Origin of the sequence: Chryseobacterium shigense (genome assembly GCF_014207845.1) — a bacterium.
In the GTDB taxonomy this organism is placed as follows: Bacteria; Bacteroidota; Bacteroidia; order Flavobacteriales; family Weeksellaceae; genus Chryseobacterium; species Chryseobacterium shigense_A.
Genome location: NZ_JACHLC010000002.1, coordinates 114,971 through 136,134, shown reverse-complemented (window position 1 = coordinate 136,134; position 21,164 = coordinate 114,971). Strand labels below are relative to the sequence as shown.

General features: G+C 38.5%; 22 protein-coding genes and 1 riboswitch. Of the genes, 10 read left to right on the top strand and 12 right to left on the bottom strand.

Translation table 11 applies throughout. The features are described from left to right. The first annotated feature begins 57 nt into the window (after positions 1–57). Complete coding sequence (locus tag HNP36_RS10460) at positions 58–843, top strand: (Fe-S)-binding protein (RefSeq protein ID WP_184162727.1); 786 nt, start codon at positions 58–60, stop codon at positions 841–843. Positions 844–945: 102 nt separating this feature from the next. Further along, positions 946–1,434 carry a hypothetical protein gene (locus tag HNP36_RS10455; RefSeq protein ID WP_184162723.1) on the top strand — a complete coding sequence of 163 codons (489 nt, stop codon included), beginning with the start codon at positions 946–948 and terminating at the stop codon, positions 1,432–1,434. A 20-nt stretch (positions 1,435–1,454) separates the two neighbouring features. Here the strand turns inward: HNP36_RS10455 and HNP36_RS10450 are convergent, their stop codons facing one another. Together HNP36_RS10450 and HNP36_RS10445 are read right to left on the bottom strand one after the other, a co-directional pair. Beyond that, a complete protein-coding gene (locus HNP36_RS10450; protein WP_184162720.1) occupies positions 1,455–2,063 on the bottom strand; it encodes an acyltransferase in 609 nt (202 codons plus the stop codon). Beyond that, complete coding sequence (locus HNP36_RS10445) at positions 2,050–3,282, bottom strand: lipopolysaccharide biosynthesis protein (RefSeq protein ID WP_184162717.1); 1,233 nt, start codon at positions 3,280–3,282, stop codon at positions 2,050–2,052. Before HNP36_RS10445 ends, HNP36_RS10450 begins: the two co-directional genes overlap by 14 nt. A 71-nt stretch (positions 3,283–3,353) precedes the next feature. On the opposite strand from HNP36_RS10445, the gene HNP36_RS10440 reads away from it, so the two are divergent. Beyond that, on the top strand, positions 3,354–3,878 hold the full coding sequence (locus HNP36_RS10440) for a hypothetical protein (protein WP_184162714.1): 525 nt from the start codon (positions 3,354–3,356) through the stop codon (positions 3,876–3,878). Positions 3,879–3,944: 66 nt separating this feature from the next. Beyond that, positions 3,945–5,213 carry a serine--tRNA ligase gene (serS, locus tag HNP36_RS10435; protein ID WP_184162711.1) on the top strand — a complete coding sequence of 423 codons (1,269 nt, stop codon included), beginning with the start codon at positions 3,945–3,947 and terminating at the stop codon, positions 5,211–5,213. A 74-nt stretch (positions 5,214–5,287) separates the two neighbouring features. Here serS and HNP36_RS10430 read toward each other — a convergent pair whose 3' ends face one another. From HNP36_RS10430 to HNP36_RS10385, 10 genes are all read right to left on the bottom strand, one after another. Then, positions 5,288–6,064: a hypothetical protein gene (locus tag HNP36_RS10430; RefSeq protein ID WP_184162708.1), complete on the bottom strand. Its 777-nt coding sequence runs from the start codon at positions 6,062–6,064 to the stop codon at positions 5,288–5,290. A gap of 77 nt (positions 6,065–6,141) precedes the next feature. Beyond that, on the bottom strand, positions 6,142–6,882 hold the full coding sequence (locus HNP36_RS10425) for a hypothetical protein (RefSeq protein WP_184162703.1): 741 nt from the start codon (positions 6,880–6,882) through the stop codon (positions 6,142–6,144). Between the two features lie 17 nt (positions 6,883–6,899). Then, entirely contained in the window at positions 6,900–7,655 is a 756-nt protein-coding gene (locus HNP36_RS10420) for a sulfite exporter TauE/SafE family protein (RefSeq protein WP_184162699.1), read from the bottom strand. After that, positions 7,646–8,098, bottom strand: coding sequence for a FixH family protein (locus HNP36_RS10415; protein WP_184162696.1), 453 nt, complete (start codon positions 8,096–8,098; stop codon positions 7,646–7,648). The genes HNP36_RS10420 and HNP36_RS10415 overlap by 10 nt, the downstream gene beginning before the upstream one ends. Positions 8,099–8,110: 12 nt before the next feature. After that, on the bottom strand, positions 8,111–9,565 hold the full coding sequence (ccoG, locus tag HNP36_RS10410; protein ID WP_184162693.1) for a cytochrome c oxidase accessory protein CcoG: 1,455 nt from the start codon (positions 9,563–9,565) through the stop codon (positions 8,111–8,113). 95 nt (positions 9,566–9,660) lie between these two features. Beyond that, positions 9,661–10,542 carry a cbb3-type cytochrome c oxidase N-terminal domain-containing protein gene (locus HNP36_RS10405; protein ID WP_184162690.1) on the bottom strand — a complete coding sequence of 294 codons (882 nt, stop codon included), beginning with the start codon at positions 10,540–10,542 and terminating at the stop codon, positions 9,661–9,663. 10 nt (positions 10,543–10,552) lie between these two features. Further along, positions 10,553–10,753, bottom strand: a complete 201-nt coding sequence (locus HNP36_RS10400; RefSeq protein ID WP_184162687.1) for a cbb3-type cytochrome c oxidase subunit 3 — start codon at positions 10,751–10,753, stop codon at positions 10,553–10,555. A gap of 16 nt (positions 10,754–10,769) precedes the next feature. Next, a complete protein-coding gene (gene ccoN / locus HNP36_RS10395; RefSeq protein WP_184162684.1) occupies positions 10,770–13,031 on the bottom strand; it encodes a cytochrome-c oxidase, cbb3-type subunit I in 2,262 nt (753 codons plus the stop codon). A 5-nt stretch (positions 13,032–13,036) separates the two neighbouring features. Further along, positions 13,037–13,264, bottom strand: a complete 228-nt coding sequence (ccoS, locus tag HNP36_RS10390; protein WP_184162681.1) for a cbb3-type cytochrome oxidase assembly protein CcoS — start codon at positions 13,262–13,264, stop codon at positions 13,037–13,039. Positions 13,265–13,374: 110 nt separating this feature from the next. Continuing rightward, positions 13,375–15,753 (bottom strand): heavy metal translocating P-type ATPase, encoded by a 2,379-nt coding sequence (locus HNP36_RS10385; protein ID WP_184162678.1) that lies wholly within the window; start codon positions 15,751–15,753, stop codon positions 13,375–13,377. A gap of 89 nt (positions 15,754–15,842) precedes the next feature. Between HNP36_RS10385 and HNP36_RS10380 the strand changes: the two genes are divergently transcribed. The 6 genes from HNP36_RS10380 (at position 15,843) to thiS (ending at position 21,164) form a co-directional block, all read left to right on the top strand. Next, complete coding sequence (locus HNP36_RS10380) at positions 15,843–16,556, top strand: Crp/Fnr family transcriptional regulator (RefSeq protein ID WP_184162675.1); 714 nt, start codon at positions 15,843–15,845, stop codon at positions 16,554–16,556. A gap of 63 nt (positions 16,557–16,619) precedes the next feature. Continuing rightward, on the top strand, positions 16,620–17,435 hold the full coding sequence (gene panB / locus HNP36_RS10375) for a 3-methyl-2-oxobutanoate hydroxymethyltransferase (RefSeq protein WP_184162653.1): 816 nt from the start codon (positions 16,620–16,622) through the stop codon (positions 17,433–17,435). Between the two features lie 3 nt (positions 17,436–17,438). Beyond that, a complete protein-coding gene (locus tag HNP36_RS10370) occupies positions 17,439–17,759 on the top strand; it encodes a hypothetical protein (RefSeq protein ID WP_184162650.1) in 321 nt (106 codons plus the stop codon). Between the two features lie 3 nt (positions 17,760–17,762). After that, positions 17,763–18,440 (top strand): RluA family pseudouridine synthase, encoded by a 678-nt coding sequence (locus HNP36_RS10365; protein ID WP_184162647.1) that lies wholly within the window; start codon positions 17,763–17,765, stop codon positions 18,438–18,440. Positions 18,441–18,644: 204 nt separating this feature from the next. Next, positions 18,645–20,708 carry a T9SS type A sorting domain-containing protein gene (locus tag HNP36_RS10360; RefSeq protein WP_184162644.1) on the top strand — a complete coding sequence of 688 codons (2,064 nt, stop codon included), beginning with the start codon at positions 18,645–18,647 and terminating at the stop codon, positions 20,706–20,708. 93 nt (positions 20,709–20,801) lie between these two features. Beyond that, a riboswitch (TPP riboswitch) is annotated at positions 20,802–20,899 on the top strand. A 58-nt stretch (positions 20,900–20,957) separates the two neighbouring features. Beyond that, a complete protein-coding gene (gene thiS, locus HNP36_RS10355; RefSeq protein ID WP_184162641.1) occupies positions 20,958–21,164 on the top strand; it encodes a sulfur carrier protein ThiS in 207 nt (68 codons plus the stop codon).

Below are 21,164 nucleotides of genomic sequence, written 5' to 3'. Positions count from 1 at the left end.
AACCATTTAACAATCATTGGTAAACTGGTACATGGACATATTGATAAATTTGAGAAAATGGATTTCAGTATAAAAACAATGGCAGAATATGCTGCCGAAGGAAAAGCCCCGGAAGTTTTATTCTGGGTTGGATGCGCCGGAAGTTTTGACGACCGAGCCAAAAAAATTACAAAAGCATTTTGCAAGATATTAAATAAAATAGGAGTTGAATTTGCCGTTCTTGGACAGGAAGAAAGCTGTACAGGAGATCCCGCAAAAAGAGCCGGTAACGAATTTGTTTTCCAGATGATGGCCCTTACCAATATTGAGGTCCTGAATGCTTATGAAGTGAAAAAGATCGTTACGGCATGTCCTCACTGTTTCAACACCCTTAAAAATGAATATCCAAGCTTAGGAGGGCATTTTGATGTGGTACACCATACCCAGTTCCTTAAATCATTGATGGAAGAAGGAAGGCTGAAGATAGAAGGAGGAGCCTTCAGAGGGAAAAAGATCACTTTCCACGATCCTTGCTACCTTGGAAGAGCCAATGACGAGTATGAAGCTCCAAGAATGCTTCTTGAAAAGCTGGATGCAGAACTAGTGGAAATGAAACGCTGCAAAACCAACGGTTTATGTTGTGGGGCAGGAGGCGCACAGATGTTTAAAGAACCTGAAAAAGGAAATAAAGACATCAATATCGAAAGAACCGAAGAAGCCTTGTCTTTCGAGCCTAAAGTGATTGCTACAGGATGTCCTTTCTGTAATACAATGATGACGGATGGCGTAAAACATTTTAACAAGAACACGGAAGTAGCCGTAAAAGATATTGTAGAACTTCTTGCAGAAGCAGACGATCTGTAAGATCCTATAAAACAGATGTAAAAACTCAGGCTCAGGTCTGGGTTTTTCTTTATCATAAACTCAGGAATATTTCTTAATTTTATACTTTAAAACAGACAGGATATGAAAATTGAAGAATCCAGTATAGTAGAAACCAGCGACTACAGAGTCATTATATACCCGGCATCCAGACCTTTTGAAACCAAAGAAGCCAAAGTAATCACCGAAAAACTTTTCGATTTCCTTGCGACCTGGGCTGCCCACGGAAAACCGCTTTCCTCATCCTTTAAAATTGAAAAAAATCAGTTTATCGTAGTATGTGTGGATGAAGAGAAGGAAATGGCTTCAGGATGCAGTATTGATGCATTAGGAAAGATCATGCGCGAGATTGACGGAGAGTACCAGCTTGGACTTTTCGACAGGATGAAAGCCAGCTTTGTACAGGACGGACAGGTAAAAACACTCAAGCTGCAAGACTTTAAATCTCAACTGAGAAACGGTGAATTACCAAAAGACATTCAGGTCTTTGATTTCTCTAAAAATACGTATCTGGACTTTTTAAGTCACTTCTTGCTGCCGTTGGAAAAAAGTTGGGCTGCAGGAATAGCTTAAAGCATTAAAAAAAATATCAATCAGAACTTTAGATTGAAGCCTTCAGGCAGTTTTCGGTTGAAAACAGTCTGCGTAAAGTCTTCAATGTAAGGTTCTTTTTGTTTGATTACCTTGCATGGGTTTCCAACCGCAATAGAATTGGAAGGAATATCTTTGGCAACAATAGAGCCTGCTCCAATTACCACATTGTCCCCAATTTTTACCCCCGGAAGGATTACAGAATTAGTCCCTACAAAAACATTATTACCAATAACAATCGGGCCGCATTCATCATGAATACTGTGATCATTATGATTGTGATTGGCAGAAATCAGCGAAGATCCCGCTCCGAAACCCACATTACTTCCGATAATAATACCATTATTGGCCTGGATATAAATATTGGGATTATCTCCCGGATCGCACAAAATACCTTTCTTAATATTCTGATACCCTCTGATTTCCGAAGTAAAATGTACAGGCCACGGAACTTTTCCGTTGATCCTCAATATTTTTTGTGGAATTAAATACGTGAAGAAAAGCACATGAGGAAGCAGGTAATCATACTTCTGGCGGTAATATTCAGGATAGAAAAAATTATTAATTCTATGGAAAATCTGGTATTCAATAAATTTTTTAATCGGATTCATTTTTCTTCAGAATAAGCATGATGTAAAAATACAAAAATCCATAGCCGATAAACAAGAAACCTGAAAAAATCCCCACCAGATAGCTGATTCCCATTTCTTTTCCAATAAAGATTGCAGCAATATTGGCCAGGAAAAGATAAATATTAAAAACCAGGGCAACATTATTCCGCTTTAAGATCGTCAGAATATCGGAAATAGGATTGATAAGGCTTCGCGTAAGATATCCGAAAGACATCAGGAAAATAAACAGCCCCAGATGTTCCCAGTTTTTATTGAAAAACATTTTCAGGACAGGGATACCAATTACATTAATGAGAATGTATAATCCAAAAATGATATAGAAATTCATCAGGCTCATTTTCTTCGTGTAAGCAAACAGCTCGTTTCTGCTTTTGCCTTTGTTATTGATTTCTGCGGCTTTCGGATAATAAACCGTAGCAATGGAGGATGAGATCAGAAGAAGCGGAACCGACATTATTTTTACAGCTAAAGAATATTCTCCCAATAAAGAGTCTGCAAAATAAAGCGAAATCAGGATCGGCATGATATTATTGCCTAAAGCATTGATCAGGGTAGAAGGATATGAATATTTAAAAAGCTCAGGCCTTTTCTTTGCATTGGCGATATAGCGCTTCACATCAGGCTTTACGAAATATTTTCTTGAACAATATAAAGCGGCAAGAAAAGCTGCAATATATCCTATCAGACTACCGATAACAAGCCCGTTTTCAATCTTAATAAATACAAACAGTACCTGAAACAGAAAGCTCACCAAAGAATCTATGATCGTTAATACAGATACCAGCTTGAAAAGTTTTTTCTTGGCCAGCAGAAATTTCGCATTATTCGTGAACAAATAGATGAAACCCGTAAAAATCCCAAGAAATAAAATATTTTTCGGAATATCAAAAGGAATGAAGACCAACAGGAAAGCCAAAAGCATAACTATCGCTGAAACGATACCTGCCGCACTAAAATTATTATTCACATCCTGCTCATTGCCTTCAAGCATAATCATATGTTCCTGTGCAAGACTTAAAACCACCGTAAAGATGCTCATAATACTCAGGTAAATACTGAAAATACCGTATTCGGAAGACCCGTAATATTTCGCCAGTAAAAGCCCTCCGATCACCAGAACGAACTTGGAAATAAAGTTCCCCTTAAAGATGGTGGTGATGTGGCTGCTGTTTAATCTTTTGAGTTTATTTAAAAACATGGTAAAATATTACGAGAACAAATATATAATTATACATTTGCATAAAAAAGATTATTGAAAATTAACGGAAGATGAAATTGAAGCTGAATCATATTTTATTAGTTAAACTTACAGCCATCCTGTTTTTAGCGGTTTCGTGCGGAAGCGATGATGAATCTCTGCAGAGAATTGATCAGACCCTGAACATCTACATAAAAAACAGCGCCGGGCAGGACCTTCTGAATGCAAAAAAGAACGGCTCCTATTCTGCCTATGCGGTGAATGATGTTTTTGGTGTTACAGACGTAGCTCCGGTATCCGTACCTCTTAAAATGACCGCAGATTCCTTATATTATTTTGAATATCTGAGAGGAGCAAAAAGAAGAACAATGGATTCACTCAGCCCGGATAACAGGACTTATCACTCCAAACTGGCAATTGCCCTGAGCAGAACTGTAAATAATGCACAGGTAATCACTGTTGATTCAATGGAGATCAGGTACCGCTGGACACCCTCAGTATTCCAGGTTTCCGAGGTTCTTTACAATAATCAGACTGTATTTACCAAACCGGCAGACGCACCCAATGCTATAAATACCGTTACTATCATAAAATAATTTAAATTTGCAAAACTGTTAGCTTACTATTTAAGTTTAACATCTAATATTTAACATCCCAATACAATGTTACAAGTCAATTTTTTACGCGACAATAAAGAACGCGTTTTAGAAGGTCTTCAGAAAAGACAATTCAAGAATCTTGGGTTGGTAGACGATGCTATTGCTACTGACGACGAAAGAAAAAGAATCCAGTTTGAATTAGATTCCCAGCTTTCCGAGATCAACAAAATCTCCAAAGAAATCGGACTTTTGATGAAAGAAGGAAAGAAAGAAGAGGCGGAGTCTGCAAAATCTAAAACAGCACAATTTAAAGAATCGGGTAAAGAACTGCAGTCCCAATTAGATGTAACGGAGAAAGCCTTGCTGGATATTTTATACCAGATTCCGAATATTCCGTTTGAAGCGGTAAAAAGCGGAGCTTCTGCAGAAGACAATGAAAATATTTTCCAGTCTCACGATGTGGAAGGCCTTGGAGAAGGCGCTATTCCTCACTGGGAGCTGGCCAAAAAATATAACCTGATCGATTTTGAGTTAGGGGTAAAGATTGCAGGGGCAGGTTTCCCTGTTTATTTAGGTAAGGGAGCAAGACTTCAGAGAGCTTTGGTTCAGTATTTCCTTGATAAGAATGTTGAAAAAGGATATATGGAAGTAAATCCTCCTCACGTTGTCAACGAGGCTTCAGGATACGGAACAGGGCAGCTTCCTGATAAAGAAGGGCAGATGTACCATGTAGGTTTAGATGATCTTTACCTGATCCCAACGGCAGAAGTTCCTGTAACGAACCTTTACCGTGATGTATTGCTTGAAGAAAAGGATCTTCCTATCAAAAATACGGCTTTCTCTCAGTGTTACAGAAGAGAAGCGGGAAGTTACGGAGCTCATGTAAGAGGCCTGAACCGTCTTCACCAGTTCGAAAAAGTAGAGATCGTAAGACTTGAAAAGCCTGAAAATTCTTATGCTGCATTAGAAGAAATGGTAGAACACATCAAAGAAATCCTTACAGATCTTGAGCTTCCGTTCAGAGTATTGAGACTTTGTGGTGGTGATACAGGTTTTGCATCTGCAATGACCTATGATTTTGAAGTTTGGAGCGCAGCACAGGAAATGTGGCTTGAGGTAAGCTCTGTATCTAATTTTGAAACATTCCAGTCAAACCGTTTGAAATGCCGTTTCAAAACAGAAGGAAAATCTCAGCTGGTGCATACCTTGAATGGTTCTGCAATGGCCCTTCCAAGAATTATGGCTGCTTTGCTTGAAAACAACCAGACTGCGGAAGGTATCAAAATTCCTAAGAAAATTGCAGAATATGCAAGATTCGATCTGATTAACTAGAATTATATTTTATTATAATAAATAATCCCCTTTCAGCTTTGGAAGGGGATTTTATTTATCGGTAATTGTTAGAATTATTCAGTGGTAATAACGACTTTTTTGTCTTTATTAACAAGATTTTTGCCGTCTGCTAAATCATTGGATCTTACAGTAATCTCAACTGTTTTATTGTCTATCTGTTTTACAAAATCGTGTTTTCCTTCAATAGTTTTGATCGGTTTCTGAAATTTCAGGGTATTGGTAAATGTAAGATTGAACATCCTCAGCATTCCTGCCATTCCGGAAGCCATTTGTTTTCCGTATGCTTCAATGGAATCGCTTTTGGTTTTGGGAACTGTTTTTTCTTCCGTTTCTTTTTCTTCCAGCATTTTAAGAATGCCATCGGAGTTGAATTTATCAGTATTAATCGTTAATGAATTGCCATTCCAGACTGCAATGTCCTGTAAAGGGATTTTTTTCAGGCGTTTGTCGCTGGTCAGAAGCTGCGTGATTTCCGAAGGCATGAGTTTATCATATTTAAGAGAAAGGCCAACGATTTCATTTTTATCTTTATCCACCTTCATAAAGACTTTTTTCAGCACTTTTACTGAATCTTCATTCAAAGTTACTTTTCCATGCTTCTGAACATTGTAAAGGCTGGTCCAGTCGGTAGGCAGCTTATCAAGGTCATTCAGCTTCTTCGGATCTGTTCCCATCATGCTCATCATTCCCATTACACTTTTATCCATAAGAATATTAGACTGCATACTGGTTGCAGAATCCTTATAATAAGTAGTTTCTGTATTGATGGAGCAGGACTGGAGAACTACGATAAGAAGGGCAGCCCATAAAAAATTTATCTGTTTAATCATTACTCAAATTTTAGTATTATCTTATGTATAACAAAACAGATACCAACCAAAAACCGGCTGAAACTTCAGCCGGTTTTTTATTCTGTAACAATGACGATTTTTTTATCTGCATTTTTTAATTTAGCCTCTGTATCGTATATTGCTTTGATATCGTAGTCTATTTTAACCGTATAATGATCTATCTGTTTCACCCAGTCATGTTTTCCGGTGACGGATTTTATTTTGTTTTCGAACTTCAGGGTTGTTCCAATGCTTTTAAAGAACATGGTAATCATTCCTTCTACCTTTTCAGCTTCATCTTTTGAAGTTTTGTTTTTAAGCGTTTCTTCAATATTTTTAAGGTTGAAATTTTCCGTGTTAATGGTCAGTGTTTTTCCATCCCAGTTATTAAAGATATTCTGATCCAGCGGTAATTTTTCTTTCTTATTATAGCTGCTCAGCAATTGATAGTCTGCCTGTGTGAAACGATCCATTTTTAAAGAAAGTCCTGCCGGCTCATTATTTTCCTTATTCATTTTCATGAAGATCTTTTTCATGATCCTGAGAGAATCCGGGTCTGTGGTCTGAGGCTTGCCATCCTGTTTCTGAATATCTGAAAGACTTGTCCAGACTGTTGGAAGTTTATCCATTTCCCCGAATTCTTTCTTCTGTTTCAAGGAATCGGGAGTCATAGCTTTCATTTCTGAAATGAACTGTCTCATATCAATATCGGTAACTGAAGTTGAGGCTGCATCTTTATGGTAAACAATTTCAGAGTTGATCGTACACGATTGCAGGACGAAAAGAGCTGCAATGAATAAGAGAAATACTTTTTTCATGGAATTAGTTAGATGTATTAATGACAGTTGGCTGAACCGTGATCATGCCCTTCAATGTGACAGTTGGCATTATGATCTTTGGATATGGTCATTGCTTCGGCCCTTGGTGAAATGTATGGGATTCCCAGTTCAAGGCCTCTCAGAATAAATAATCCGCCTAAAATGATCATAATAACAGGAACAGCTTTTAGGATTTTAATTCTGAAAGCCTGATTCATGAGATTCCCGGCCAAAACTACCGCAAACATGAATGGAAGTGTTCCCAACCCGAATAAGGCCATATATGATGCTCCCTGCCATATTCCTCCGGCTGCCAGGCTGGCTGTAAGTGCCATGTAAACCATTCCGCATGGAAGAAAACCGTTAAGGACCCCGGTTGTAAACCTTGACCGGTAATCTGCTTTCTGAAGTAATTTCCCTAAGTTTGATTTTACAGAAAAAAGAAATCCGGAAAGAAAGGGAATTTTAGAGGCAAAATCCTTTCCGCCAAATGAAAACAGGGCCATGATAATCAGAAGGACTCCCGCAATGATTGTCAGGTACTGTTGGAACCCTGCCATTTCAAAACCTTCTCCTACAATTCCCAGAATGGCGCCTAATAAAGAATAGGTAAAGATTCTGCCGAACTGGTAGGTGAGATTCTGAAGATAGAAGTTGGTGGCCTGTTTTTTAGTCAATCCCATCGATAAGGCAATAGGTCCGCACATTCCGATACAATGAAAACCGGAAGCGAAGCCCAAAGCAATAGCCGATAAAATAAGTCCTATTTCCATATCACATCATAATCCATTCTATAATCTGTTTTGTCTTTCGTCCACATCAGTCTCAAAGTATAGTTTCCTACTTTTAATAACTGCCCGGGTATAAAGAATGACTGGGCAGCATCCAGCTGTACAGATTTTTTTATGTCTAAATTCTGGTCGTCGGTTCTGTTTAAAACAAATTTTACCGTAGTATTTGAGTTATTGTAATCTTTCGGAAAGGTGATTTTAATTCCGCTTTTTTCCTGGCTGTATACCGGTTTTTCCTGAAGATTGTCCGCTCTTTTTTTAGCATCAATTACATCCTGGTACTTAAGTTCCTCTTCATAATAATTATCGGTTACCATTTCTGAATTCTTCTGCCCGTTCGGGAAAAGGAATAACATGGATAAAATAAAAGCAATGAATGCAAATAATGCAATTACAACACCGTGTCCCCAACTAAAGTTTTTCATTTCTTCTTAAAATTAAAATTGCAGTTTGAATGGCCCTTCGAAGTAGGTCTGGTAAGAATCTACAAGCTTACCTTTCATGTCGTAAACTCCGATGGTTATATTCTGTTTTGAAAGTTTCATATCATCTTCCGGGAAGCTGATGTTGATGGTTCCTTTGGAAATTTTATCCCTGTCTACCTCAATCTTGCTGGATGCACTGTAGATGATCTCGCCATGAGCAGGTTCAAGAACTTTTATGGTAACGATCTTCTTATCGTTGGTTTTGTTCAGGAATGTATAATTGTAGGTATTGGTAATTCTGCCGTCTCTTACAAAGAATGTGCTTCCTGCCGGTTTAATGAATTTTGCTTCCATTTCACCACGACTGTAAAGAAGGAATCCTAAGAATCCTACCAGCAATACCAGAACAACGGCAAAGCCTTTCATTCTTCCCGTGAATTTGAACTGAGTCTGGTTTTCAATTTCATTTTCGGAAGCGTATCTGATAAGCCCTTTTGGAAGGCCTACTTTTTCCATTACTTCGTCACAGGCGTCAATACATGCTGTACAGTTCACGCATTCAAGCTGCTGTCCGTCCCTGATATCAATTCCTGTAGGACAAACTACCACGCATTGATGGCAATCTATACAGTCTCCTTTTCCGGCTGCTTTACGGTCTTCACCTTTTCTCCATTTAGATCTGTTTTCCCCTCTTTTGAAATCGTAGAAAACGTTGATGGTATCTTTATCGATTAAAACTCCTTGCAGTCTTCCGTATGGGCAAACCAATGTACAAACCTGTTCTCTGAACCATGCAAATACAAAATAAAATGCAGCGGTAAAAAGAACCATTATGATAAAATTGGTAGGATGGGCAAACGGCCCTTCCGAGATGATTCTGAATATTTCTTTATACCCAACGATATACATAAGCATAAAGTGGGTGATTATTAATGAAATAATGATATAAACTGTCCATTTTAAGCTTCGTTTCCAGATTTTCTCGCTGTTCCACTCCTGTCTGTCCAGTTTCATCTGTTTGTTCCGGTCACCTTCAATAAGATATTCAATTTTACGGAAGATAGATTCCATAAAAATTGTCTGAGGACATATCCACCCGCAGAAAATTCTTCCGAACGCAATCGTAAAAATGATGATAAATATTAAAGATGCGATGGCACCTAAAGTAAGGATAAAAAAGTCCTGTGGATAGAAAGGCTGTCCGAAAATATAGAACTCTCTATCAATAACATTAAATAAAAAGAAAGGGTTACCATTGATCTTGAGAAATGGCACTGTAAAATAAATGATTAATAAAATATAGCTTACAATGTTTCTATAGTTGGTGTATTTCCCTTTTGGCTTTCTTGGGAATACCCATTTTCTTTTTCCGGATTGCTCCATTGTCCCTATAGAATCTCTGTAAGTCTCAGGGTCCAGAACCTGTCCCTGTCCGCCGCGTACTTCTATTTCTTCTATGTCTGACATTTTATAGTATGTTTTAAAAAGAAAAAACATAATTCGTTACTATTTTCTTTAATAACAAATTATGTTTTTTTCATATGTTTCTAATTTTTTTAAAATTATTCTTTTTCCCAATGTGCTTCGGTTCCCTGAGGAGCTGCTCCTCCCTGAGCCTGCGTCACTGGCGGTTGTTCCTGGTTGATATGATATACATAGGCTGCAATCTTCTCAATCTCTGCACCTGAAACTTCTCCGTTTTTACCGAATGCTCTCATCGCAGGGTTAGTAGGAGAACCATTCCAGTCCATATGGAAAACGTTTTTGAATAAGGTTTTCTCAGGCTGGTTGATCCAGTAATTATCCGTAAGGTTTGGACCGATACCACCGCTTCCGTCTTCTTTGTGACAAGATGCACAGTTGGTTTTGAATAGCTCTTTCCCATCTGCGATATTGTCAGCAGAGTATTTTGCTGTTTCTATAGTCACAGGAGGCTGGTTCTTTTCATATTCTGCAATACTTGCCATCTGTTCTTTATATTCTTGTTCATATTCGCTCAACGGGTGTGCGAAATCTGTGAAAGAGTAAGCTGCAATATATACAATACAAAAAGCAGTCCCAAAATAGAATAAACCTACCCACCATTTTGGCAATTGGTTATCCAATTCCATGATCCCATCGAAACCGTGGTCAATAAGGATATCTTTTTCTTCTGTAGCAGACTGTTTCTTGAATGCACTGTCGTACATTCTTCTTAAGAAAGGAACTTTCTTTTCTGCCAGATAAGCTGCTTTTTCTTCCGGAGATAATTTTTTGAATTTGTTGTTTTCAATCAAATCCCCGATAGCACTGTGGATATATGCCAGAATAGCACTGATCACCACAGTTCCCCAGAAGTAAGGTGAAGCTAGGAACGAGTAGCTTTGTACAAACAAATAATAAAAAACTATTAAAAGTCCAGTTATTATTAAAATGTTTACAACAACAGGTGTTCTTTGTTTCATAATAAATAGTTTAATTTTTTAAATTAAAATCGTCATCCTCATCATCCCCAAGCGGAGCCTCTTCTTCCTCTTTGTAATATTTTTTAGGTCTGGTAAAAACATAGATTACAAGAGCTACGAAGAACAGCATAAAGAAAATCAGAGCCAGCGTCTGGTAGAGACCAGCGTTTTCTGTATTGGATAATATATCTTTAAAGTTCTGAGGAATCATGTGAACCTTTTAATGTTTAGTTAGTACTTGCTGTTTTTATTTCTGTTGTTTTGATATCTGTTCCAAGTCTCTGAAGGAAAGAGATAAGAGCTACAATCTCTTTTTTCTCCAATTCTCCCTGAGGTCTCTTAGCATACGCCACTTTAAGGTCATTAGCTTCAGAGAAGATATCTTTTACAATTTTCTTTGACTGGTTATCTGCCCATGAGTTGGCAGAATCTATTTCAGCTTTGCTATAAGGAACTTCAAATGCGTTCTTCATAAGCTTCATTTTATCTACCATTTTAGATCTGTCTAAGTTGGTGGCAATTAGCCAAGGGTAACGAGGCATAATGGAACCTGCAGAAGTAGATCTTGGGTTATACATATGCTTATAGTGCCAAGAACTTGGGTTTTTACCTCCTTCTCTATGTAAATCCGGTCCTGTTCTCTTAGACCCCCATAAGAATGGTCTGTCATAAATGAATTCTCCCGCTTTTGAATACTGTCCGTTCTTACCGTTGAATCTTGTGATCTCATCTCTGAACGGTCTGATCATTTGGGAGTGACAAGCGTTACATCCTTCACGGATATAAATATCTCTACCTTCCAGTTCAAGTGGTGAATATGGTTTTACCGCTGAAATCGTAGGAACACTTTTCTTTAAAGATAGTGTAGGAATAATTTCAACTGAACTACCGATGGAAATAGTGAAGAAAGACAGGATACCTAATAATAATGGCATTCTTTCAAGCCATAGGTGAGTACCTTCCCCTTCTTTACGTTTGTTTCCGATGTTTGCCAGTGCAGGTGCTTCAGCAGGAACTTCTTTCTGGAATGAACCTTTTCTTACCGTAGCGATTACGTTAATAATCATTAGAATAGATCCTGAAATATAGAATGCTCCTCCTAAGAATCTCATTTTGAAGTAAGGAATGATTGCTGTTACGGTATCCAACCAGTTTTTGTACATCAAAGTACCGTCCGGGTTGAACTGTTTCCACATCAAACCTTGTGTAAATCCTGAAATATACATGGGTACTGCATAGAAAATAATTCCTAACGTACCTAACCAGAAATGCCAGTTAGCTAATTTTACAGACCAGATTTTTGTTCTCCACATAATAGGTACCAGGTAATAGATAACCCCGAATGCCATGAAACCATTCCATCCAAGAGCTCCTAAGTGTACGTGACCGATAACCCAGTCTGTAAAGTGACCAATTTTGTTGATGTTTTTTGTTGCCAAAAGCGGCCCTTCGAATGTTGCCATACCATAACAGGTAACAGCTACTACGAAGAATTTAAGGATAGGATTTTCTCTTACCTTATCCCACGCTCCTCTCAGCGTAAGAAGTCCGTTTAGCATTCCTCCCCAGGATGGTGCAATAAGCATGATAGAGAAACCGGTTCCCACAGCCTGTGCCCACGCAGGAAGTGCTGTATACTGAAGGTGGTGAGGACCAGCCCAGATATATACGAAAATTAATGACCAGAAGTGAATAATAGACAGTTTGTAAGAGAATACCGGTCGGTCTGCAGCCTTCGGAAGGAAGTAATACATTAACCCAAGAACCGGAGTCGTCAGTACGAATGCCACCGCATTGTGACCGTACCACCACTGTACAATAGCATCTTTTACCCCTGCATATGCTGAATATGATTTCCAGCCAGTGAAAGATAATGGAACTTCAAGGTTATTGAAGATGTGAAGCATTGCTACTGCAATCCATGTTCCGATATAGAACCAGATGGCCACATAAAGGTGTCTTACTCTTCTTTTTGAAATAGTCAGGAACATGTTAATCCCGAAAATGATCCAGGAGAATGCAATCAATATGTCGATCGGCCACTCGTGTTCAGCATATTCTTTTGAAGTATTGATCCCCATAAAGAAGGTAACGAACGTAGCAACAATCATAAACTGCCAGGTCCAGAAATGCAACCATGATAATGTATCACTGTACATTCTTGTTTTTAATAATCTCTGTAATGAGTAATAAATACCGGTATAAACGATATTACATACAAATGCAAAGATCACGGTATTGGTATGAAGCATTCTGATTCTACCAAAACCAAATGCACCATGAGTATTTATTAACCCCTGAATATTGCCTGATGCAAGACTTTTGATGGTTGTATCATCTGTACCGAATAAAAATTCCGGTAATTCCGGGTAGAAAAGCATTAATGCCGCCGTAAGCCCGAACGTAAATCCTATAAGACCGAAAACTAAGGTCGCATAGAGAAACGCACGGACAATACTGTTGTCATAACTAAACTTTTGTGTTTCCATATCAACTATTCACTTTTTTCTTCAATTTTATTATTCTCTCCTATTTTTTTCTCGTCTTTATCTTTGTTGCCGTTTTCATCCTTTTCCTTGATCTCTCCATTATCAAAAAGGATTCTGACAGCCGGAGATTCATCATCTTCAAACTGTCCTTTTCGGGCATACACTATAAATACGACCAAGAAAATCGCAGCCAAAGAAACACTGCAGAGGATCATTAAATATAGAATATCCATTGGACAACAAAATTAACCTATTTTCGGGGTTCAAATTTAGTGAAAAATAATGACATTCATCAATAAATGCGGATTTCAGCTAATTTAAAATCAGTCTAAATAAGGGGCTTTTACGCCTGTTTTTTGAAATATTTACGCCCTAAAATCCAGGTGGAAATAGTAGTGAATGTAACCACAGTAATGGAACTGATTGGCATGATGATTGCTGCAAAAAGCGGATGCATATGGCCTGTAACTGCGTAACTTAAACCAACAATGTTGTACAGGAAACTGATTATGAATGTCATTTTAACAATGGTGATCGATCCTTTGCATACGTTCAGGTAATTGTCTAATGTTACAACTTTATCACCATTCATAATGACATCGGAAGAAGGTGTGAAGCTGTTGGTGTCATCGGCAATTGCTATTCCCACATTACTCTGTTTCAAGGCTCCTGCGTCATTTAATCCGTCGCCGAGCATTGCTACTTTCATGTTCTGATCCTGAAGGTTTTTAATGTAATTCAGCTTATCTTCAGGGTTTTGGTTGAAAGCCATTCCCTTATAGCTCGGGATAAGTTCCTTAAGCTGTGTTTCTTCAGAAGAATTATCGCCGCTCAGGATGAATATTTTGTAGCTGGTAAGTTTTGTGAACAGCTCCTTTAATTTCGGGCGGTATTCATTTTTGAAGATGAATTTACCTGAAAATGCTCCATTTTTGCTGATGTAAACGGCTGTTTCCAGATTCTTAGGCTCCTGTTCGTTATAACGGGCAGAACCTATCTTATAGATATTTCCTCTTACACTTGCCTCATAGCCTTTTCCGGAAATCTCCTGGAAATTTTCAACAGGGAAATAATCATCATTCACCTCTATGAATTCATAAAGAGATTTAGAAAGAGGGTGATTGGAATTTTTTAATAAGGTTTTGATATTCAGTTGATCAAATTCACTGATTGCAGATCCTTCATACCGGATGTTTGATTTTTTTCTGTGAGTGATGGTTCCTGTTTTATCAAAAACAATCGTATCCAGTTTCGCAATCTTTTCAATCGTTAACGTATCTTTTACATAGAATTTATTGCGGCCTAAAATTCTCATAATATGCCCGAAAGTAAACGGAGCAGACAATGCTAAGGCGCATGGGCAGGCGATAATAAGGATCGCTGAAATTACCTGGAACATTTTTTCCAGATCAATAAATGCCCAGTAAATTCCGGAAATTAAAGCAATACCTAAAATAATGAAAGTGAAATACTTGCTGATGCTGTTCGTTAGGGTATCAAGGCCGGTTTCATGCTTTTTGAAAGCTTCCTTGTTCCAAAGCTGCGTAAGGTAACTCTGGTCAACATCTTTAATCACTTCCAGCTCTAATGAAGATCCGATTTGCTTTCCTCCGGCAAATATCTTGTCGCCTGGCTGTTTGCTGATACTTTCACTTTCTCCCGTGATAAAACTGTTGTCTATATTTCCTTCCCCGTTGATCAGGATGGCATCAACCGGAATAATTTCCTGGTTTCTTACTAGAATTCTGTCTCCAACTTTGATTTCAGAAAGGAGGATATTATCCTGTTTTCCTTCAAAATCTACTTTGGTAACGGCAATAGGATAAAATGATTTGTAATCTCTGTCATATGATAATGCGCTGTATGTTCTTTTCTGGAAAATTTTACCCATCAGCATAAAGAAAAGCAGTCCGCACAAAGTATCAAAATATCCTGGCCCGTAATCCGTAACCACTTCATAAATGCTTCGCCCGAAAAGGACAAAGATTCCAAGCACAATTGGGACATCAATATTAACAATTTTATTCTTTAAACCATACCACGCGGATTTATAATAATCTGAAGCAGAATAAAATACAACAGGACATGCTAAAAGGAACATCAGTGTTCTGAATAGCCCTTTGTAATGCTCCATCCAGTAATCTTCACCGCCTACATACTCAGGGAAAGCAAGAAACATCCCGTTTCCGAATGCAAAACCTGCAATGGCAAACTTTATAAGAAGAGATTTATCAAGATGGTCTACATTTTTATCTGCTGTTTCAAGACTGATAACGGGTTTGTATCCAAGATTGGTTAGGAAATTAGCTAGTTCGCTTAATTTCAGATCGTTATGGTTAAATGAAATCTGTAAGGTTTTCCGCGTGAAGTTTACCTGTGAGTATTTGATATGTTCATTCAGGGTATGAAGGCTTTCCAGCAGCCATATACACGAAGAACAGTGAATTACAGGAATCTTGAACGTAACAAGGCTGGTGCTTCCTTCGGAAAAATCCGTAATCTTCTCGAAAATCTCCGGAGTGTCAAGATATTCGAACTGTGAAGAACTTTCGTCACTGGGACGGATTCCTGCTCTTTTATTAAGCTCGTAGAAATTGGTTAAATTATTGATATTCAGAATTTCGTAAACGGACTTGCAGCCGTTGCAACAGAAAGTCTTTTCATCAAATAGAATTCGCTCCTTTTCTATTCCTTGACCACAATGAAAACAGTTCTCGCTCACCACCATAAAATATTGAACTACAAAATTATAACAATTTTTTTTGTTTATCGAGTTAAAAAGTTCTATTTTTGTGATAAATGTCATATAAAATGTCGCAGGAACAACAGATTGCAATTGAAGAGAGGTTCGCCAGAGTTTTTAATGATAAATCATTTAAGGAAAGACTTTCTAGCACTGATTTTGAAAAATATATTAACGGCAAGAAAAAATTAAGTTTTCAGAAACACGACACCATTTTCGAGGACGGAGAAACACCGAAAGGAGTTTATGTTTTAGAAAAAGGAGCAGCTAAACTTTCCAAGTCCGGAGCTTTTGGAAAAGACCAGATTTTAAGATTTATCAAAGAGGGGGATATTATCGGCTATCGTTCATTGCTTTGCGGGGAGAATTTCCAGGCAAAGGCAGAGGCTATGACAGATATTGAATGCATTTTCCTGCCCGCGGATATTTTTATGTACCTTCTTGAGGTAGATCCACAGCTTTCTTTTGTAATGCTTCAGAAAATTTCTTATGAACTCGGAGAATCATCCAACACCATCACTTTCCTTGCTCAGAAAACAGTGAGAGAAAGACTGGCGGAAATCCTTATTCTTCTTGAGCAGAAATTAGGAGTAGATCCGGAAGGATTTATAAAAATCTCGCTTACAAGAGAAGAGATTGCTAACATTATTGGTACCGCCACAGAAAGTGCCATCCGTTTGATTTCCGAATTTAAACAGGACAGTCTCATTGAAGTAGACGGAAGAAACATCAAAATTTTGAACCACGACAAACTGATGAAACTAGGTCACGTAGTTTTATAACCATCATACAAAAACTTAAGTCGGCGAAAGCCGACTTTTTTAACTTTTAAAAATAGATAAATTATGTCTGTTCACTCTGAAATTAAAAAAGTTACCACTGAAACCTTGCGAAAAATGAAATTCGACAAGGAGAAAATAACAATGCTTACTGCATACGATTTTACTACCGCTAAAATGGTAGATGCGGGAGGAGTTGATGCAATTTTGATCGGAGATTCCGCAGCCAATGTGATGGCGGGTTTTGAAACAACATTGCCGATTACGCTTGATCAGATGATCTACCATTCCCAAAGTGTGGTAAGAGGAACGGACAGGGCTCTTGTTGTAGCAGACCTTCCATTCGGGACTTATCAGAGTAATCCTGAAAAAGCGCTGGAATCTGCTGTAAGAATGATGAAAGAAGGAGGTGCTCATGCCGTAAAAATTGAAGGGGGAAAAGAGATCTCAAAATCTATTAAAAAAATCATCAATGCCGGAATTCCTGTGATGGGACATTTGGGGCTAACACCGCAGTCCATCTACAAATTCGGTACCTATAAAGTAAGAGCAAAAGACGAAGCGGAAGCTGAAAAATTGATTTCCGATGCACAGCTTTTGGAAGAATTAGGCTGTTTCGCGGTAGTTTTGGAGAAAATTCCTGCTGATCTGGCCAAAAAAGTATCTGAAAGCATTTCCATTCCAACCATTGGAATTGGAGCTGGCCCTGACTGTGACGGACAGGTGTTGGTATATCACGATATGGTTGGTATGAACAAAGGTTTCAGTCCGAAATTCCTAAGAAGATACCTTGATCTCTATACAGAAATTACAGGAGCAGTTGCCCAGTACGTAAAAGATGTGAAAAACGTTGAATTCCCTAACGAAAATGAAAGTTACTAACTGATGCAGAACCAACAAACTATTCAGGGAATTTTATCAATTGCAGCGCTGGTCTGTCTTGCGGCGGGCTGGTTTAACCTGTTTTCTCCCGAAATCAATATTATTCTTTCCCGAAAGGTTTTTTATTACCTGATAGGAGCCAGTTTCTTTTTTCAGGCCCCGTTACTCAGCAATAAAAATTTTACATATATAATGTACGCAGCGGCACTGCTTTGTATAGTGGGGGCGACTTTACCGGAAGAATCCAAATTTTCGATTCTTAAAACGATAGGTCTGCTTGGGGGAATTGCCCTTTCTTTTATCGGTCGGCCAAAGCGCGTATAATGTATGAAGGAACAGATTGTATATGAAGACAACCACCTTTTGGTTGTTAATAAGAAGGTAGGACAGCTTGTTCAGGGTGATAAAACCGGTGATGAATCTTTGCTGGAGTCCATTAAAAATTTTATTAAAATAAGAGATGCCAAGCCCGGAAATGTTTTTCTCGGCCTGGTTCACCGTATAGACCGTCCGACTTCCGGCCTGGTTATTTATGCTAAAACTTCCAAAGCGCTTTCCCGACTTACCCAAATGGTAAAGAACAGAGAGGTCAAAAAAACGTATTGGGCTGTTGTAGGAAAAGAAATGATACCGCAAAGCCAAAGACTTGTTCATTATCTGAAAAAGAACGAAAAGAATAATAAAGCCATTGTCTTTCCAAAAGCAACGGAAGGAGCAAAAGAAGCAATCTTGACTTATCATGTGATTAAAGCATTAGATCATTATATGCTTCTTGAAATTGATCTTGAAACGGGAAGGCATCACCAGATCCGTGCTCAGCTTTCTAAAACCGGAGTTCCTATAAAAGGAGATCTGAAATATGGGGCGCCTCGTTCCAATCCGGATGGAGGAATTAATCTTCATGCAAGGAAGCTGGAATTTATTCATCCTGTTACCAAAGAGAAAATAGAGATTATAGCTCCCGTTCCACAGAACGATGCCATCTGGAGAGCTTGTGAAGAATAAAATAAATGATCCTGCAAAATTTGCAGGATTTTTTTAAATTATAATATAAAATTCATAAAAAATTATTTGCAATATTTTTCAAATACAAATAATTAATTGGTTTGTTTTTGCTTGAATTAATATAAATATTTTATTGTAATTTATTTTTTAATGTAATATTGTTAAAATTTCATATCTTAGGAGATAATCTAATCCTATTCCATTATGAATTATTTTTACAAATTTCTTTTCGGTAACGGAAAGAAAAAGCATCTGAAAACTGTTTTCAGTTGCTTTGCTATGTTTACAGCTGTAACTGCAGCTGATGCCCAGGTAAGTGCTTACGGCTTTTCACAGGCTACAGGCACTTATAGCCCAATATCAGGAAGTGTATTGGGGGCGGCTACAGGTAATGCTTCTGCAACCAATCTTAACAGTAACGTTTACCCCTTAACCCTGCCATTCAATTTTGTATTCAACGGAATTTCCTATAATACGCTGAATGTTTCCACGAACGGATTTATAACTTTCGGAGCAACAGTTCCGGGGACCACTACCACAACGCCCATATCAGGCACTACAGCTTATGAAGGAGCAGTTTCTGTCTTCGGACGGGATTTGAGCAGTGTTTTCGATATCAGTGGAACAACAGGTGATATCAGCTGGCAAACAACCGGGGCAGCTCCTAACCGAGAGGCAATTATTCAATGGAAAAATTTCAGGCCAAGCAGCAGTACCTCTACCACTGCGGCTTATACCTTTTCCTTCCAGATCCGTTTACAGGAAACCTCTAATGTTATTCAGATGGTGTATAGCAGCGGAGCTTATTTAGTGGGGTCTACAGCTGTTTCAGGAACTGCCCAGATAGGACTGAGAGGTAATGCTGCCACTGATTTTAATACCCGGCTTAACGCAACAACACTGGAATTTATAAATTCCACACCAGGTATAGCAAATAGCAGTACACAGGCATTTAATACGGCCAATGCAGTTCCGGGGATGCCTGCCGCAGGACTTACCTATATCTGGACACCTCCGACATGTTATGCTGCATCAGCACTTACGGGAGGGGCAACTACCAATAACAGTGCTGCTATATCCTGGACTGCTTCTCCATCATCTCCTTCTGGGTATGATATTTATTATAGCACTTCCAGCACACCTCCCACATCTTCTACACCTCCAACAATTCCAAATGTTCCGGGTACTTCAACTTCTATAGGGTCATTAGCACCCTCTACATCATATTATGTCTGGATCAGGTCAAATTGCGGAGGAGGGAACACAAGTGTATGGTCTCTTCAGCCTGTACAGGTAATAACGCAATGTCAGCCGCCGGCCATTCTTACAACCGCCGGTGCAATTGTTTGTCCTAACCAGCCTGCGACATTGTCTGCTACTGCAGATACCGGAGCATCCATAACCTGGTATGATGCCGCTACTGCAGGAAATGTAGTAGGTACAGGATCGAGTTTTACAACACCAGCGTTAAGCAGTACAACGCCTTATTATGTAGCAGCTTCAACGGGAGGAACTTCTTCAACAGGAATGACCAATGCAATTTCCACATCGGGATATACCCTGGATGCAGGGTTGCTCTTTGATGTTTACTCTACAATTACAATCAATGGGGTAAATGTATATCCAATAGGTACAGGAGCAGGAACTGTAGAAATTGCCCTTCAGGATGGAAATGTTTCACCTGCCGCTACATTACAGACGATTACGGTTAATCTTACAGGTTCCGGCTCTCCATATGTAAAAACTTACGTTCCTTTGAATTTTACGGTTCCTCCCGGGAACAATTATAAATTAATGATGCTCACCAGAGCTGGCGGTGTGAGTGGATTGATAAGAGAGTCGGGAAGTAGCTGGGGCAGTTATCCGCTTACAGTTCCGGGGGCATTGTCTGTGACTGGGGGAAATCTTACCGGAAATAGTCCCTCAACATCTTATTACTATTTTTATGACTGGCAGATCAGTACCAAATGTGAAAGTATAAGAAGTACAGTTACGGCAACAGTGGATACTGCCTGTTTAAGTACGTCAGAGGTTAATGCTAAAGATAAAATGAAAGTATATCCTAATCCGTTTAAAGATATAATAACAATTAATGATGTTGAAAAAGTAAAATCCATTCAGATTTTTGACACTGCAGGAAGAATGATGAAAACTATAGACAAGCCATCTGAAGAAATCTATCTTGGAGACTTAAAATCAGGAATGTATATTCTTAACATATCCATGAAAGAAGGAAATGCTTTCCAGATAAAAGCAATTAAAAAATAAGATCTTTTAAACAAAAAATAAAAAGCCCGGAGTTTCAAAGCTCCGGGCTTTTCAATTTAAATTTTGTCCGTTCTGAAAAAATGTCTAACTTCGAACCAACTTTAGGGGTGTCTGTAAATATGCAGACTGAGACTTTACCCTTCGAACCTGATCTGGATTATACCAGCGTAGGGAAAAGTAAATGACTTTTACTGTACATTCTATTGTACAATAAGGGCCATTCCTAAAGTATATGTAAAATAATTAGGAATGGAACTTACAATCAACCACACAACGAAAACATTTGAAGTACTTCCCGGTAATCTGGAAGCGCTCATGGCTATGGAAATACCCGGAAAGAAAAAAGGAATAGCCGTAGCCCTGAACAACCGCATTATTCCACTGTCCGCCTGGGCAGAAACCTTCCTTAAAGATAAAGATTCAGTTTTAATCATTACTGCCACTCAGGGCGGATAA

Bases quoted from the DNA above. Each gene is read 5' to 3' on its own strand.
- HNP36_RS10405 (WP_184162690.1), bottom strand. From the start codon at position 10,542: ATGAAACAAAGAACACCTGTTGTTGTAAACATTTTAATAATAACTGGA.
- ccoN (WP_184162684.1), bottom strand. From the start codon at position 13,031: ATGGAAACACAAAAGTTTAGTTATGACAACAGTATTGTCCGTGCGTTT.
- HNP36_RS10370 (WP_184162650.1), top strand. From the start codon at position 17,439: ATGCAGAACCAACAAACTATTCAGGGAATTTTATCAATTGCAGCGCTG.
- HNP36_RS10380 (WP_184162675.1), top strand. From the start codon at position 15,843: ATGTCGCAGGAACAACAGATTGCAATTGAAGAGAGGTTCGCCAGAGTT.
- HNP36_RS10415 (WP_184162696.1), bottom strand. From the start codon at position 8,098: ATGAAAAACTTTAGTTGGGGACACGGTGTTGTAATTGCATTATTTGCA.
- HNP36_RS10425 (WP_184162703.1), bottom strand. From the start codon at position 6,882: ATGAAAAAAGTATTTCTCTTATTCATTGCAGCTCTTTTCGTCCTGCAA.
- HNP36_RS10400 (WP_184162687.1), bottom strand. From the start codon at position 10,753: ATGATTCCTCAGAACTTTAAAGATATATTATCCAATACAGAAAACGCT.
- serS (WP_184162711.1), top strand. From the start codon at position 3,945: ATGTTACAAGTCAATTTTTTACGCGACAATAAAGAACGCGTTTTAGAA.
- HNP36_RS10450 (WP_184162720.1), bottom strand. From the start codon at position 2,063: ATGAATCCGATTAAAAAATTTATTGAATACCAGATTTTCCATAGAATT.
- ccoS (WP_184162681.1), bottom strand. From the start codon at position 13,264: ATGGATATTCTATATTTAATGATCCTCTGCAGTGTTTCTTTGGCTGCG.
- HNP36_RS10445 (WP_184162717.1), bottom strand. From the start codon at position 3,282: ATGTTTTTAAATAAACTCAAAAGATTAAACAGCAGCCACATCACCACC.
- panB (WP_184162653.1), top strand. From the start codon at position 16,620: ATGTCTGTTCACTCTGAAATTAAAAAAGTTACCACTGAAACCTTGCGA.
- thiS (WP_184162641.1), top strand. From the start codon at position 20,958: ATGGAACTTACAATCAACCACACAACGAAAACATTTGAAGTACTTCCC.
- HNP36_RS10455 (WP_184162723.1), top strand. From the start codon at position 946: ATGAAAATTGAAGAATCCAGTATAGTAGAAACCAGCGACTACAGAGTC.
- ccoG (WP_184162693.1), bottom strand. From the start codon at position 9,565: ATGTCAGACATAGAAGAAATAGAAGTACGCGGCGGACAGGGACAGGTT.
- HNP36_RS10440 (WP_184162714.1), top strand. From the start codon at position 3,354: ATGAAATTGAAGCTGAATCATATTTTATTAGTTAAACTTACAGCCATC.
- HNP36_RS10430 (WP_184162708.1), bottom strand. From the start codon at position 6,064: ATGATTAAACAGATAAATTTTTTATGGGCTGCCCTTCTTATCGTAGTT.
- HNP36_RS10420 (WP_184162699.1), bottom strand. From the start codon at position 7,655: ATGGAAATAGGACTTATTTTATCGGCTATTGCTTTGGGCTTCGCTTCC.
- HNP36_RS10360 (WP_184162644.1), top strand. From the start codon at position 18,645: ATGAATTATTTTTACAAATTTCTTTTCGGTAACGGAAAGAAAAAGCAT.
- HNP36_RS10365 (WP_184162647.1), top strand. From the start codon at position 17,763: ATGAAGGAACAGATTGTATATGAAGACAACCACCTTTTGGTTGTTAAT.
- HNP36_RS10460 (WP_184162727.1), top strand. From the start codon at position 58: ATGGATTTCAGTATAAAAACAATGGCAGAATATGCTGCCGAAGGAAAA.